Consider the following 14,102-nt stretch of genomic DNA (forward strand, 5'->3'; position numbering starts at 1 on the left):
GGAGTTCGGTAGGGCGCACATCAGGGTCGCGGGCCGGGTCGGGTTCGCGGTAGCCCTAGTGGCTTCTCAAGGGCGCGGGGGGGTGGCGTCGGCGAAGGCGCGGGCGTAACGGGTTCCGGTGAGTAGCAACAGGATTCCGACCGCAAGGAAGGCCGTGACGCGGATCAGGCCGGACAGGGTCGCGAGGTCGAACAGGAACAGTTTCGCCAGTGCGGCGGCGGCGACAAGTAGGCCGGAGACCAGGCAGACCTTCGCGACCGCGGGTGAACTCGACAGACGGCGCAAACCGTAGAACAGCGAGCCGGTCGCCGCGACCATCCACACGATGGTGGCAAGACTGTGGCCGATAATGAAACCGTCTGCGCCGCCTAGGGATACGCCGAGCGACACCGCGGCGACCAGCACGTAGTACAGCCCGGCGATGCTCACCGCGATCCATACTCCGGTGACGAGTGCGGGCTCGTCGCACCGTGGCAACCTCGGCACGGTCCACGCCACCATCGCCGCCACGCCCAACCCGAGCACCGCGGCCACCGCCGTCGAGACATCGAGTTTCGCGTCCGCAAGTCGCTGCAGTGCAAGTGTTTCCGGTGTAGCGATCGCGAGCATCACCAGACCGCCCAGCAACGCGAACGCGATACCGAACCCAGCGGCCACCCGCGTGCGAGTCGCCGCGGCAACCGCGAGGAAGGCGAGGCCGACCGCGAACAGCATGGTCGGGAGCAGTCGAGGGTGACCGCCCGCCGCGATGGTGCAGGTCTGCAACAGGGCAACGGCGCCGGTCAATCCCGCCACCAACGCTGTGTGCCGCGCAATCCGCAACGGTCCGACAATCCCAGGACCCTCGAGACCAGGAACTACTGCGGCCCTCGCGAGGTCGACAAGTGCCGCAGCATTCGCGGGGCCGGGAAGTCCATCGGCAGCCGTGTAGCCGGGAACTCCCGCGACATTCACGGGACCAGGAACTCCCGCGGCAATCGCGGGACCAGGAACTCCCGCGGCATTCACGGGACCAGGAACTCCCGCGGCATTCACGGGACCAGGAACTCCCGCGGCATTCACGGGACCAGGAACTCCCGCGGCATTCACGGGACCAGGAACTCCCGCGGCATTCACGGGACCAGGAACTCCCGCGGCATTCACGGGACCAGGAACTCCCGCGGCATTCACGGGACCAGGAACTCCCGCGGCATTCACGGGACCGGGAACTGTCGCGGGGACTCCTGGAGACTGCGCGTGCCTACGGATCTCAGCCGAAAGGCGCGGGGTCAGCGCGGTGGCCGCGAGGCAGAGTAGGACGGTGGCCAGTACTGCGGTGATCGAGGCGCTCACCACGCGGTCGAACAGCACGGCGGCGGCGAGTACCGCAAGTGCGGTCAGCGCGACCGTGATGCTCGCGGTGATGTCGCCGGGCCTGCGCCGCACGGCGAGCAGCGCACCGACCAGCCCGACCACCGCACCGGCGATCGCGGCAAGCAGCAGCCCCTGCCGCTGCTCCGCCGCCGCGCCGGAGATCGCCCCTTCGATCCCGCGCAGCGCCACCATCCCCAGCACGGCGAGCACCACCGGCAAGGTGCGCGCCACGTGCAGCACCGGCCAATCCCTGCGCATCTGCACCGGAACCCCCGCCGCCTGCAACACCACCAGGAACCCGAGCAACATCAATTCGGTGGTCAACGCCGGTGACAACACCGCCGCCCCCAACACCACTCCCACCGCCAACGGCTGAGACTGCCACCGCACCGCGATCCCCACCCCGGCCAACGCCACCACCAGTGCCACCGCAAGCCCGACAACACCCGGAATCCACCGGTAATACCCGGTGACCGCGACAACATCCAGATACAACCCGGCAATACCGGTGGCCACCAAGGCAATTCCACCAACGCGACCACCCGGCCGCCCGAACACCCGCCAGCCGAGTCCGACCAACACCACCGACAGTCCGGCTCCGGCAACAACTCTCGATACCGGCCCGAAGAACCCCGCCTGCGCGGCCAACACCAACAGCATCACCACCCCGACCAAGGTCACCCCGACCCCGGCCACCGCAAGCACCCGAGAAATCACCCCTTCCCGCTGCCACCACGGCACCCGGGCCGCCCGCGTCGGCCCAACTCGCCCCGCAGCACCAGGCCGGCCGGCCGGCCAACCGGTCGGCTGCCCTACCTGCCCGTATGGCGCAGCATGCGGCCCAGTCGAGCTCACCCAACTCGTAGGCGCCCCTCCCGACCCGTACGGCGCGGCACGGCCACCGTGCGGCCCAGCCGGACCCACCCAATTCGCAGGCACCCCACTCGGCCCGTACGGCCCAACACCCACCGGCCCGCCATGCCGCACACCCGCCGACCATCCCGCGGGCCCGTACGCCACGCCCCCAACCGGACCCACATACCCACGACCTGCACCTGGAACTGCCTGCCGCGCAATACTTTGCGCGCCTCCATCGCCAGGAGCCCCACCCGCGACAGTCGGCACCTCGGCTCGCCCCCCGCTCTCGCCCACACCGATCTCAGGCGCCCCGGAAACAGCATCCGAATCCGAGTCAGGCCGCTCAGCGGCCGACGACATAGCGACCGCACCCCCCGCGCGCGACACCTCCACCCGCAACTGCGCGGACAACAGATCCAGATCGCCCGCCAACTGCCCCATCCGGGCGCCGAGCGCGGTGAACTCCCCCGATAGTCGCGCAACCAGCGCGGGATCGATAGCAGTACTCATAACCCCATAGTCGGCGCGCAAGGAACGCCGAACATGAGTAGAAACCCCTGCCCTACCCACTGTTCTTACCCGAATTCAAACCTCACACCCCGAACAGCCGCAATACCGCCCGAGCCGGTAGCCCTGAATCCTGGTGTGTCCCGACCGCGCCCCGCCCGGTGAACCCCGCTTACGAACCCAGGAACCGTCTCCACTGAACCATCAACGGATACTTCGCGGTCACCGACCCGAACCGAATACGCCCGTGCACAACAAGATGCAACGGCCCGATCGGCGGCCCCGTGCGGACCTTGTTATTGGCCGAAGACCCCACCAGATCCAGACCATTGAGGTCGACAGTTGCGGCCGCCGGAACAAGCAACGTCAGACTCGTGCAGTAATCGTCGACCTGAATCTCGACGATCTGCGTCTGCATGACCGCCTCGGTGAAGTCCAAGGTCACCCCGGACATCAGGTTGTTGAGATGCAGCACCGGCGGCACCTGCCACGGTCCCCGTCGATGGACCCCCGACAACCGGCTACGGATCGCACTCGGATTGGAACCACCGGCCGGGACCGGGATGTGTCGTGGGCGGGGCATAGCCGCGGGCTGCGGCGTACCCGCCACCCGCATCCCTGGCAGGTCGACCAGCACGGCGTTGAGCTCACCCCGAGTTTTGGCGGCCAGCGCGGTATCCATCCGCTCGGTGAACTCCCCGAGCGAGAGCATGCCGAGCCCGACGGCACGCTGGAGCAACTGACCGACATGCTCCCGTTCGGCATCGGAGACACGCAGCTCACGATCACCGACGGGGCCTGCCGTAGCGGCGCCGGGTACGAAGAGGGATTCAGGACCGCCCATGTCATCGAGGGTAACCAGACGGACCCGTTCAGCACATCAGGGCAAACCCGTATTTTTTGCGGCTGGCGCCGCGGGTTCTCGGCGCCGAACTCCACCTCTTCCCTCCCTCCGGGTACTCCTTCGTCGCACCCTCCAGTCAGTCCATCGGCGAAGGCGCGCCGAGAACCGCTACTCGAGCCCCTGCTCGATCGCATAGCGCGTGAGCTCGACCCGATTCGCGAGCTGCAACTTGCGCAACGTGGCCTGCACATGGTTCTCCACCGTCCGATGCGAGAGGTTCAACCGAGTAGCGATCTGTTTGGCCGACAAGCCCTTGGCCACCATCCGCAGAACCTCCGTCTCCCGCTCGGTCAACGACGGCCGATGCGGCTGATCGGCGGCCACCGGCGCGGTCGCCATCCGCCGATACTCCCCGAGCACCAACCCGGCCAGCCCGGGCGTGAACACCGGCTGACCTGCGGCGGTAGCCTTGACAGCATCGATCAACTCGGCGGCTGAAGCGCTCTTCACCAGGTACCCGCTGGCCCCGGCCTTGATCGCGTCGAGCACATCGTCGCGCTCTGCCGAAGCCGACAGCACCAGCACCCGGCTGTGCGGCGAAACCCGCAACACCTCGGCGGTCGCCGCGGCCCCGTTCCCGTCGGTGAGCTGCATATCCATCAGCACCACATCCGGCTGCACGGCCGCGGCGCGCCGAGCAGCCGTCCCGACGCCGTCGGCGGTGGCCAGCACCTCGAAACCGGCTTCGGCGAGATCGCGGGATACTCCCTCACGCCACATCGGATGGTCGTCGACCACCATCACCGTAATGACCGGCATCGCCCAGCTCCTCTTCTCAGCGCGCCGGGTGGCGCGGAATCCGGAATTCCCACTCGGTACCGAGGTCCTCGCCCTCGGTGAGCAACTCGGCACTACCGCCCAGCGCCTCGACGCGCCCGACGATCGACCGCGAAACCCCCATCCGCCCTTCGGCTTCGGCCGCTTGCAGGCGGCCCGCCGCGATCCCCACACCGTCGTCACGCACACTCACCACCAGCACGTCGCCGGTGTCTTCCAGCAGCACATAGGCTTTCGCGTCGGGACCGGCATGCAGCGAGACATTCGACAGCGCGGTGGTCACCGCCGCCGCGATCTCCTGCGCGACCACCCGTCCGACGCGCACCGGATCGCCCGGCGTGGCCACCGACACCGTCGGCGTAGCACGCGCGGTGAGCAGCGGACGCAGATCCACTTCCCCCGAACCGGAGTCGGGCAGCTGCGCCTGTTCGGACAACAGCACCCGCAACGCCACCTCCTGCTCCCCCGCCCGCTGCGCGAGTTCCTGTGCGGGCCCGCCTATCTCGCCACCGCGCCGCTTGATGAACGCGAGCACCTGCAACACCCCGTCGTGCACCTCGCGCGCCAACCGCTCGCGCTCCTGCGCCGCCGCCGTGATCCGCAATGCCCGCTCCAGCTGTCCCTGCGCCCGCCGGGCGGTGTTGGCCGCAAGCCCGAGCGCCAACCCCACCGAAACGAGTACCGGCGCGGTCGCATCGCCCCACACGTCCTGCCCCCACTGATCCCGCACGGTCACCACCACAGCCGACATGGCAAGTCCGGCAACGACACCCGCGACCGGACCGCGCAGAATCGCCATCGAGATCACCGAGTTCGCGATCCACAACGTCGTCGGCAGGGTCTGATGCCCGTGGTACCAATCGTAATCCGCGACAAGCCGAGTCGAGGCGATCAGCGCGATCGTCACCACCTGATCGCCGAACACCACCCAGCCACGGATCTTCCCGGTCGCTTCCGGGAAGTACCACTGCGACAACAGCAGCGCGGAACTTCCCGACCAGATCGCCATCACCGCGATCAGCATCCAGCTCAGTCGCGGATGCTCGTAATACGACACCGAAGCGATCTGCTGCCCGATCGCGTACAGCAGCGTGACCAGCCGAAACGCCTGCGCGGCCCGCCACAGCGGCGCGGTCGCGGCATCGGCCGAGCTCAGCTCAGCTGTGTGGGTCCGCATCGCCGGACTCGGCTTCTTCCTTGCGCAGCCGCTTCGCCACGTCGAAGCGACCTGGGGGCTCCGGTTTGTCGGGCTCGGCGGTGAACCGTTTTCGTTCTTCGGTGGCGACCAGTTCCCCGAAGGCCTCCGCCGGGCTGTCGGCGAGCAGGTACCGAATCGCGGTGTTGCCCACCGCGATCAACGGCACCGCGAGCAGCGCCCCCGCGATCCCGCCCACGACCAAACCGGCGGTGATGGCCAGCACCACGGCCAGCGGATGGATGCTCACGGCCCGGCCGAGCAGCAGCGGTTGCAGCACATGGCCTTCCAGCTGCATCACCGCGATGATGATGCCGAGCACGATCAGCGCGGTCACCAAACCCTTGGTGACCAGCGCGATGAACACCGCGACGAACCCGGCGAAGAACGCGCCGATGATCGGGATGAACGCACTGATGAACACCAGCGAGGCCAGCGGCAGCGCGAGTGGCACATGCAGAATCGCCAGCCCGGCTCCTATACCGATCGCGTCGACCGCCGCCACCACGACGGTGGCACGCACGAACCCGACCAACGTCCCGAAACCCAATTCGCCTGCGGTGCGGACCTTTTCGCGGTGCACGGTGGGGATGATCCGGGTGATGAAGTTCCAGATCTGATCCCCGCCGTAGAGGAAGAAGATGAGGATGAACAAGATCAGGAACGCGCCGGTGAGAATGTGGCCGATGGCGGTGGCGGTGGTCAGCGCGCCGCTGGTCAGGCTCTCGCGGTTGTCCTGAATGGTGCGCACGATGGTGTCGCCCGCGCTGCGGATCTGCTGATCGCTCAGGTGCGGCGGACCGTTGATCAACCAGTCCTGCACCTTGTGCACGCTGTTGGTGACCTCGTTGGACAGACCGGGCACACCGTCGACGAACTGTTCGACGACAAAGGTCAGCACCCCCGCGAGCAGCCCGATCGACCCGAGCAGCGCGACGAACACGCCGAGCGAACGCGGGATCCCGACCCGCTGCATCCAATCGACCAGCGGCGCGAGCAGCGCCGCAGCGAGCAACGCGATCGCCAGCGGGATCACCACCGTGGCGAACTTCTGCACAAGCATCCCCACCGCGAGCAACGCGCCGAAGATGATCAGCAGCCGCCAGCTCCATGCCGCGGCTTTACGGACCAGGGGATGAACTGCCTCGGCATCCGCGCTCCACGGCAATGACGTGGGCCCCGAAACTACCTTCTGGTCGGTCACCCGACAGAGCCTATCGGTCCGAACGCTAGATTGGTGGTCGTGTCGGCGCCCTTGGAAGCGGTCAAACAGACCATGCGAACGCGCTGGCCGCTGTATCTGACGTCGGTGCTGTTGGCCAATGCCTTCGGCGCGGTGCTGGTGTGGGCGTTCATCCAATACGGCCTGCCGGTTCCCGAAGGCGATCCGGGTGGGGTGCGCCAGACCGGTCTGCTCGCTCCCCTGCTCGTTTTCGGTGTCGCCGCGGTGCTGAGCATCGGCGCCGCCGCGCTCATGCTGCGGCCGGTGATGCGCTGGCAGATGCGCGGCGGGCCGCCGAGCCGACGCGAGCAGATGGCGGCGCTGCACGTGCCGCTGCGGCAGTCGATCGTGCACCTGGTGCTGTGGATCATCGGCGGTGGGATCCTGGCCGCAATGATCATCACCGAATCGCCCGAGCTGGCGGGCGCGGTGATCGTCACCGAGTGTATGGCCGCCACCATCGTGTTCGGTTTCACCTACATGCTCGGCGAACGCATCCTGCGCCCGGTCGCCGCCGAGGCGCTGACCGAGGGCTCCTTCGACCACACGCTGACGCCCGGCGTCGGCACGCGCATGGCGATGACCTGGGGCATGGGCACCTTCGCGCCGACCATCGCGATCGTGCTGCTGTGCGTGACCCAGATCTCCTCGGATGTGAAGTTCTCGGCGAAGTCCCTGGCGATCTCGATCCTGCTGCTGTGTGGCGTGGTGATCCTGCAGGCGCTGGCGCTGTCGATGCTGACCGGTTCGTCGATCTCGGACCCGGTGCGCCAGTTGTCCCAAGCCATCAACAAGGTGCAGGGCGGCTCGCGTGATGTGCAGGTGGAGGTCTACGACGGCAGCGAGATCGGGCTGTTGCAGGTCGGCTTCAACCGGATGATGGACGAGGCGGCCAAGCGGCGCAAGCTGCAAGAGCTGTTCGGCCAGCACGTGGGTGAGGACGTGGCGCAACGGGCACTGGACTACGGCACCGAACTCGGCGGTGAGACCCGATTCGTGGCGGTGCTGTTCGTGGACATGGTCGGCTCCACCGCCGCCGCGGCCGAACGCCCGCCGACCGAGGTGGTCAGCCTGCTCAACGAGTTCTTCCGGGTGGTGGTCGACGTGATCGACAGCCATCACGGGTTCGTCAACAAGTTCGTCGGCGACGCGGCGCTGGCCATCTTCGGCGCCCCGCTGGATCGCCCCGACGCACCGAGTGCCGCACTCGCCGCGGCCCGCGATCTGCGCGAGGCCCTGCGCGAGGTGACCAGCCTCGACATCGGCATCGGCGTCTCGGCGGGCCTGGCGGTCGCCGGAAACATCGGTGCCGCGAATCGTTTCGAGTACACCGTGATCGGCGACCCCGTCAACGAGGCGTCGCGGCTCACCGAATTGGCCAAAGATCATCCCGGCCGCGTTCTCGCTTCGGGCAGCGCGCTCTACTTCGCCGACGAAAGCGAGCAAGAACATTGGATAACCGGAGACGAGGTCCAATTGCGCGGCAGACGCAGAAAAACCCGCCTGGCCTGGCCGAAGTCCGCGATCGCCGCGCCGCGCGAGGACGAGGGAGAACAGATGCGTTCGTTAGGCTGAGACCGTGACGGCCGACGGCGACCTAACAGGGGCACCGGCCGAGCGCCGCCGCCGGTTCAGGTGGGTCAAGTGGGTGCTCGGCGCGGTGATCCTCGCGCTGCTCGTCGGCGAAGGCGTGTATCTGTGGCCCCGCCTGCACGAATCCTGGCGCACGCTCACCGAGATCCACTGGGGGTGGCTGGTGCTGTGCATCGTCTTGCAGGCGATGTCGATGAGCGGTTTCGGGCGCGTGCAGAAGCAACTGCTGCACGCGGGCGGGGTGGATGTCAGCCAGGGAAAATCGGTCTCGGTGGTCTACGGCGCGACCGCGATGTCGCTGACGCTGCCCGCGGGCCAGGTCTTCTCCACCGCGTTCACCTACCGCCAGACCCGCCGCTGGGGCGCGAGCCCGATCGTCGCCTCCTGGCAGCTGGTCTTCTCGGGTGTGGTCGCCGCCGCCGGGCTGGCGCTGCTCGGAATCGGCGGCGCCGCGCTGGTCGGGCAGGGGATCGGGTTCAAATTCGTCGTCTCGCTGGTGGTGCTCGGGCTGGTCGTGTTCATCGGCAACTATCTCGCCCGCCATCCCGGCACGCTCGAGGCCATGCTGCGCCGGGTGCTCGGGCTGGTCAACCGCCTGCGGAAGAAGCCCGCCGATCACGGCATCGCCAACCTGGCCGAGATCCGGGCGCAGCTCGAGTCGGTCGATCTGGGGAAGAAGGACGCGGCGCTCGTCGGGGCGTGGGCGCTGGTGCACCGGTTCGCCGATGTGGCGTGTCTCGGCGCCGCCTGTTTCGCGGTGGGTGCCGATCCCAAGCTGTCCGGGCTGCTCATCGCGTTCGCGGCGGGCAAGGCGGTGGGGTCTATTCCGTTCGCGCCGGGCGGCATCGTCTACGTGGATGCGACGCTGATCTACGGTCTCACGGTCGGCGCTGGCTTGCCTGCCGCGCAGGCCGTCGCGGCCGCGTTCGTCTACCGGCTGGTCAGCTTCATTCTGGTCGCCGTCGTCGGCTGGATCGTCTTCGCGTTCCTGTTCCGCACGCCCCAGGCCGACGACGAAGAGTACGAGCAGGAATTCTATTCCGCCTCTCCGCGTATTCAGGCCAGACGTAGGCGCGGGGAATCCGGGGACGCGGCCGGCGGAACAATGGAGTCCGGTTAGCCCGTACCCGGTGAGTTACCCATGTACTGACTATCCATCGGTGTCACCGCAGCGCGCGTATCGCGGCGCGCCAGCCCAAGAGGAACAGCGCGAGCACGCTCGCCGCGACGATCATGAAACTCAGCGCGACACCCTGTCCGCTGATGGTGCGAAAGACCATCCCGCCGGCGAAGGTGCCTGCCCAGATCAGGATTCCGCTCGGCCACAACGCCGTTGCGTCGAACCGTGTACTCCGCGCGACGAGCACAGCTAACCCCCAGCCGAGGATCAGCCCTAAACCGAAGGGCCACACCGTTTTCAGCAGACCGGCGAGGACAGCCTCGTCGTGACTGCGCCTCCCGATCGCGCAGAAGACGATCACCAAGAGAGCATCGATACCGAACGGCGCGTACCTTTTCACGGACGTAGCGTAACCGCTCGAGATCGCCTTCGAGACCGGGTTCGTGCCCACTGAGCAGTGCTGACCCCGCGCCTACGGCTCCGGCGTCGACAGCGATTTCAGCAAGACGGCCGCCAGTCGTGACGTGGCGTCGCTACTGTCGACGTCGGCGATGTGCACCGCGAAGACCAGATCGCCCATCGTGGCCAGCAGCCACCCGTCGGTGTCGCCGGTGGCGGCGAACGCGGTGATGTCGCGGAATCCACGCAGCGCAGCCGTTTCCGGCTTACCGATGCCCTCGTGCATCATCGCGCGCAACCGGTCCACCGCGGGCTGGGGCAGCGCGGGAGCGGGCGTATCGGTTGTGCCCGGATTGCCCGCCACGATCATCGGCGGCACCACCGAGCCACGCCAAATCGCGGCAGCCGCGATAGCCATGCCGAAGGGGCTGACCTGCACCGCATCGGCACCCGCGCCCTGGCGCACCTGTTCGGTGCTGCGGCCGGGCGCGCTGATCCGCCCGGTCACCTCGTCGAGCCCGGCCACCTTGAAGTCGACGCCGACGCCGAGCGCGGTGGCCGCCTCGGCCGCTTCCTGCACCGTGACGTCCTGCGGCGGCTTGTTCTTGGTCGCCGCGGCGACGGCGCGGAACAGCTCCATCGTGCCGCCCGCCGGGAACAGCCCGGTGAAGGCGATCGGACCCTTCTCGGTGGCGTAGGAGTTCTGCGCCACCGCGACAACCGCGCCGGTCGAGGGCTGGATGGCCACGACCGTGGCCGGGGTCCCCGCGCTCACCACCGCGTCCTCGGCGGCACGCTGTAACCGCTGATCCATGGTCGCGGCGATATCCGGCCCGGCGGGCCCCTGATATCCGGCCACCTGGTTGACGAACCTGCCGTCGGCCTCGAAGATCTGCACGCCCCAGCCCGAGGTGGCCTCGAGACTGTCCTGCCACACCTTGCGCAACGCGTCGAGCATCGGCGAGCGCGTGCGCCGGTCGGCCGAGATCAGTTTGGGCTGCTTCTCCATCACCACGCCCGGCACCCTGGCCATCCGCGGTTCCAGGATCGCGAAATCCCCCTCGCGCAGATTCACCGCGACGATCGGCTTGCCCTGCGAGCCCGCCAGCTGCTGCATCAGGGACGGCCCGGTGATCAGCGGCGCGACCGGTTCGATGGCGTCGGCGAGCGCGTTGGTGGTGCCGACGAGATCGCCGGTACGGCTCGGGTCGATCTTGATGACGTTGAGTGTCTGCTCGGTCATCAGCGCCTCACCCGGCAGGTCGACAACCTTCGGCGGCGGCTTCGCGGTCGTGCGCACGAGCTTGACGGTGCGATTGTTCTCCAGCTGCGGCATCACCACCGCGGGCTCCCAGGAGATCCGCCAGCCGATGGCGAGCTTGCGGACGGTGCCCTGCAGTGTGTAGGTCCAGTCCTTATTCTCGCCGAAGTTCCAGGCGACCTCCATGCTGAAGATCGCCGATTGCTTGTCGAGGTCGATGACCTGTGATGCCTCGTAGTCGACGGTGCCCGATTGCAGGCCCTCGAACATTTGCTTCATGGTTGCCGATGCGGCAGCGGGGTAGGAGGTCAGGTCGGCGGCCTTGCCGTAGTCCTGCACATCGAGAAGCTCGGTGAACCGCTGGACCACCGTCTCCGACTCACTCGTCTTCCCACCCACTCCGCACGAGCACAGTGCGATGGCGAGGGTCGCAACCCCCGCGATCGCCATTGCGCCCCGGACGCGAAAGCGGCGGGATCCCCACACATCCATATCGCCCACTCTTCACTCTTGCCACTCCGGTAACAAATCCACCGTACCCGAAGTTGACCCGTCTCCAATGCCCCGGTACGCCGGGCCACTGCCCGACCTCGACGCCTCGATTGTGCCGGAAATCTCGCCCGAATGAAGGTCCGTTTTCCAACCTCGCCCTGTAAGCGGCAACAACTGCTGTGTCAACCGTACCGACAGCCGCGCCGCGTGGTGCGGATCTCGCATTTGTCCGGCGATTCAACGCGAGGGTACCCAGGCCATCTTCGTCCAACCGCAGGGCGTCGGCCGTGCCGGGCCGGTGCGCACCCGTTCACGCAGAGTGAAATCCAACACGCTGATATCGGCGTAATCTTGTAATCAACGCAAAGTGCGCAACAGAGATAGCAGGTGATTTCCATGCGGAACGACCGACGCGGACGCGGATTCGGCCGACCCGGCGGTTGGCAGCAAGCCGACCTTCCCGATCCCGCCGACGCCCCCGACTGGTTCGCCGGACGATTGCCCGCCGACTGGTTCACCGGCCCGGTGGAGATCGAGATCGACCGCGACGAGATCGTCGTGGTCGGCGAACTGCCCGTCTCCGGCGACGCGAGCACCCCAGCAGCCACCAAAGAAGGCGCACTCGCCCGCTTCCGCGAGTCGACCCGCCCCGCGCGCATGCAGATCGCCGACGAGGCCCAGCGCCGTTATGGCCGCAGCGTCGCCTGGGGGGTGAAAGTAGACGGCGAGCGAATCATCTTCACCCACTTGGCCGTCCCCGTGATGACCCGCCTACGCCAGCCCGAACGCCAGGTCCTCGACACCCTCATCGACGCAGGCGTAGCCCGCTCCCGCGCCGACGCACTGGCCTGGACGGTCAAACTCGCGGGCAAACACGCAGAAACCTGGCTGGCCGAACTCCGCGAAGCCATGCGCAAGGTCGACGACCTGCGCTCGGAGGGACCAACCGGCCTGTAACCCAACCGGCCTGTAACCCACCGGCCTGTAACCCAACCGGCCTGTAACCCACCGGCCTGTAACCCAACCGGCCTGTAACCCACCGGCCTGTAACCCAACCGGCCTGTAACCCACCGGCCTGTAACCCAACCGGCCTGTAACCCACCGGCCTGTAACCCAACCGGCCGGGCACACCCTGTATGTCCCTACCCAAAGGGGCCCGCCCCGATCTGGACTGACCGGAGGGTGCGACGAAGGAGTGCCCGGAGGGAGGGAAGATCGGGGCCTCCAGGGCCCCGCTCGAGCGCGCCAGCGCTCCAAAAACACAGCCACAATACGACCCGGTGCGGGTACACCTAGATACACCGGTGCGGGTACACCTAGATACACCGGTGCGGGTACACCTAGATACACTGGCATGCATGGAAACCGAGCAGGCCACTGGTCCGATCCTGATCATCAACGGACCGAACCTCAACATGCTCGGCACCCGTCAGCCCGAGGTCTACGGCGCCGACACCCTCGACGATGTCGTCGCACTGTGCGAACAGACCGCCACCCGATTCGGCCGCAAGGTCATCACGTTCCAGTCCAATCACGAAGGCGCGCTGATCGATCGGATCCAGCAGGCCCGCGGCGAGGTGTCGGCCATCGTCATCAACCCCGGCGGCCTCACCCACACCTCGGTCGCGCTGCGCGACGCCCTGGTGATCCCGGAGGTGCCGATCGTCGAGGTGCACATCAGCAATGTGCACGCGCGCGAGGAGTTCCGGCACCACTCGTTCGTCTCCCCGATCGCCACCGCGGTCATCGCGGGGCTGGGAATCCACGGCTATGCCGCCGCGATCGAGTTCTTGAGCAAGCCCTAGGAGAGTCGGAAAACGGGGAAACCCGGCGCGATGGCGATCAATTCGGCATCGGTCGCGTCCTTGGTGACGCCGTCGAAGAACTTCCCGACTTCCCAGCCCCACTTCTCCAGGTACAGCCGGAGCAGCGGCACCTTGTCGGCGTCGGCGACCTCGGTGGCGGTGAACTGTTCGGTTTTGCGGCCGAGGCGCAGTTCGCCGTCGCCCGCCACCCGCAGATTGCGCACCCACTGGACGTGCCCGCGCGGCGCGACCAGGTAGCGCTCGCCGTCGGCGGCCGTCATCACGTTGACCATGGTGGTGCGCCATTCACCGCTCTTGCGGCCGCGCACGGCCAGCAGCCGCGAACCCATGATGCTGATCCCCAGCTTGGGCAGCAGGTTGGCGATCTTGTTGACGATCGGGTCGATGCCGGTCGGGGGGAGGTGGCGGGTCGCGTTGTCCATGTTGATCACTCCTGTAACCGTGAGCACTGCTCTCTGTTGAGTACAAGCATGCGCGAAGCGGGACTTCAAGTCAAGAGCAGTGCTCCCAGTTTCGAGTTGCCTCCGTTTCGGCGAAGTATTGCCGCGATAGAATGTAGTACGTATGCTACATGTCATCGAAGGTCGATGACTGG

12 protein-coding genes are annotated in these 14,102 nt (G+C 67.3%); 4 read left to right on the forward strand and 8 right to left on the reverse strand.

The genetic code is table 11. The features are described from left to right. Positions 1-66: 66 nt before the first annotated feature. From ACTWPB_RS28550 to ACTWPB_RS28570, 5 genes are all read right to left on the reverse strand, one after another. Positions 67-2,070: a DUF2339 domain-containing protein gene (locus ACTWPB_RS28550; protein ID WP_446223551.1), complete on the reverse strand. Its 2,004-nt coding sequence runs from the start codon at positions 2,068-2,070 to the stop codon at positions 67-69. Positions 2,071-2,890: 820 nt separating this feature from the next. Then, positions 2,891-3,562 carry a DUF1707 SHOCT-like domain-containing protein gene (locus ACTWPB_RS28555; protein ID WP_378653837.1) on the reverse strand — a complete coding sequence of 224 codons (672 nt, stop codon included), beginning with the start codon at positions 3,560-3,562 and terminating at the stop codon, positions 2,891-2,893. Positions 3,563-3,730: 168 nt separating this feature from the next. After that, the gene (locus ACTWPB_RS28560; protein ID WP_446223552.1) at positions 3,731-4,381 is read right to left on the reverse strand and encodes a response regulator; all 651 of its coding nucleotides are present in this window, start codon (positions 4,379-4,381) and stop codon (positions 3,731-3,733) included. A 16-nt stretch (positions 4,382-4,397) separates the two neighbouring features. Further along, complete coding sequence (macS, locus tag ACTWPB_RS28565) at positions 4,398-5,576, reverse strand: MacS family sensor histidine kinase (protein ID WP_446223553.1); 1,179 nt, start codon at positions 5,574-5,576, stop codon at positions 4,398-4,400. Beyond that, positions 5,557-6,798, reverse strand: a complete 1,242-nt coding sequence (locus ACTWPB_RS28570; RefSeq protein WP_446223554.1) for an AI-2E family transporter — start codon at positions 6,796-6,798, stop codon at positions 5,557-5,559. Before ACTWPB_RS28570 ends, macS begins: the two co-directional genes overlap by 20 nt. A gap of 39 nt (positions 6,799-6,837) precedes the next feature. On the opposite strand from ACTWPB_RS28570, the gene ACTWPB_RS28575 reads away from it, so the two are divergent. After that, complete coding sequence (locus ACTWPB_RS28575) at positions 6,838-8,391, forward strand: adenylate/guanylate cyclase domain-containing protein (RefSeq protein WP_446223555.1); 1,554 nt, start codon at positions 6,838-6,840, stop codon at positions 8,389-8,391. Between the two features lie 4 nt (positions 8,392-8,395). Next, on the forward strand, positions 8,396-9,529 hold the full coding sequence (locus tag ACTWPB_RS28580; RefSeq protein ID WP_446223556.1) for a lysylphosphatidylglycerol synthase transmembrane domain-containing protein: 1,134 nt from the start codon (positions 8,396-8,398) through the stop codon (positions 9,527-9,529). Positions 9,530-9,572: 43 nt separating this feature from the next. On the opposite strand, the gene ACTWPB_RS28585 is transcribed toward ACTWPB_RS28580, so the two are convergent. Together ACTWPB_RS28585 and ACTWPB_RS28590 are read right to left on the reverse strand one after the other, a co-directional pair. After that, positions 9,573-9,929, reverse strand: coding sequence for a DUF3054 domain-containing protein (locus tag ACTWPB_RS28585; protein ID WP_446223557.1), 357 nt, complete (start codon positions 9,927-9,929; stop codon positions 9,573-9,575). A 72-nt stretch (positions 9,930-10,001) separates the two neighbouring features. Continuing rightward, the gene (locus ACTWPB_RS28590) at positions 10,002-11,588 is read right to left on the reverse strand and encodes an NTF2-like N-terminal transpeptidase domain-containing protein (RefSeq protein ID WP_446223558.1); all 1,587 of its coding nucleotides are present in this window, start codon (positions 11,586-11,588) and stop codon (positions 10,002-10,004) included. Positions 11,589-12,077: 489 nt separating this feature from the next. On the opposite strand from ACTWPB_RS28590, the gene ACTWPB_RS28595 reads away from it, so the two are divergent. Together ACTWPB_RS28595 and aroQ are read left to right on the forward strand one after the other, a co-directional pair. Continuing rightward, on the forward strand, positions 12,078-12,638 hold the full coding sequence (locus tag ACTWPB_RS28595; RefSeq protein ID WP_446223559.1) for a hypothetical protein: 561 nt from the start codon (positions 12,078-12,080) through the stop codon (positions 12,636-12,638). Between the two features lie 401 nt (positions 12,639-13,039). Further along, on the forward strand, positions 13,040-13,486 hold the full coding sequence (aroQ, locus tag ACTWPB_RS28600; protein WP_446223560.1) for a type II 3-dehydroquinate dehydratase: 447 nt from the start codon (positions 13,040-13,042) through the stop codon (positions 13,484-13,486). Here aroQ and ACTWPB_RS28605 read toward each other — a convergent pair. Beyond that, positions 13,483-13,929 (reverse strand): nitroreductase/quinone reductase family protein, encoded by a 447-nt coding sequence (locus ACTWPB_RS28605; RefSeq protein ID WP_446223561.1) that lies wholly within the window; start codon positions 13,927-13,929, stop codon positions 13,483-13,485. The genes aroQ and ACTWPB_RS28605 overlap by 4 nt on opposite strands. Between the last annotated feature and the right edge of the window lie 173 nt (positions 13,930-14,102).

This window comes from Nocardia sp. IBHARD005 (genome assembly GCF_052814245.1).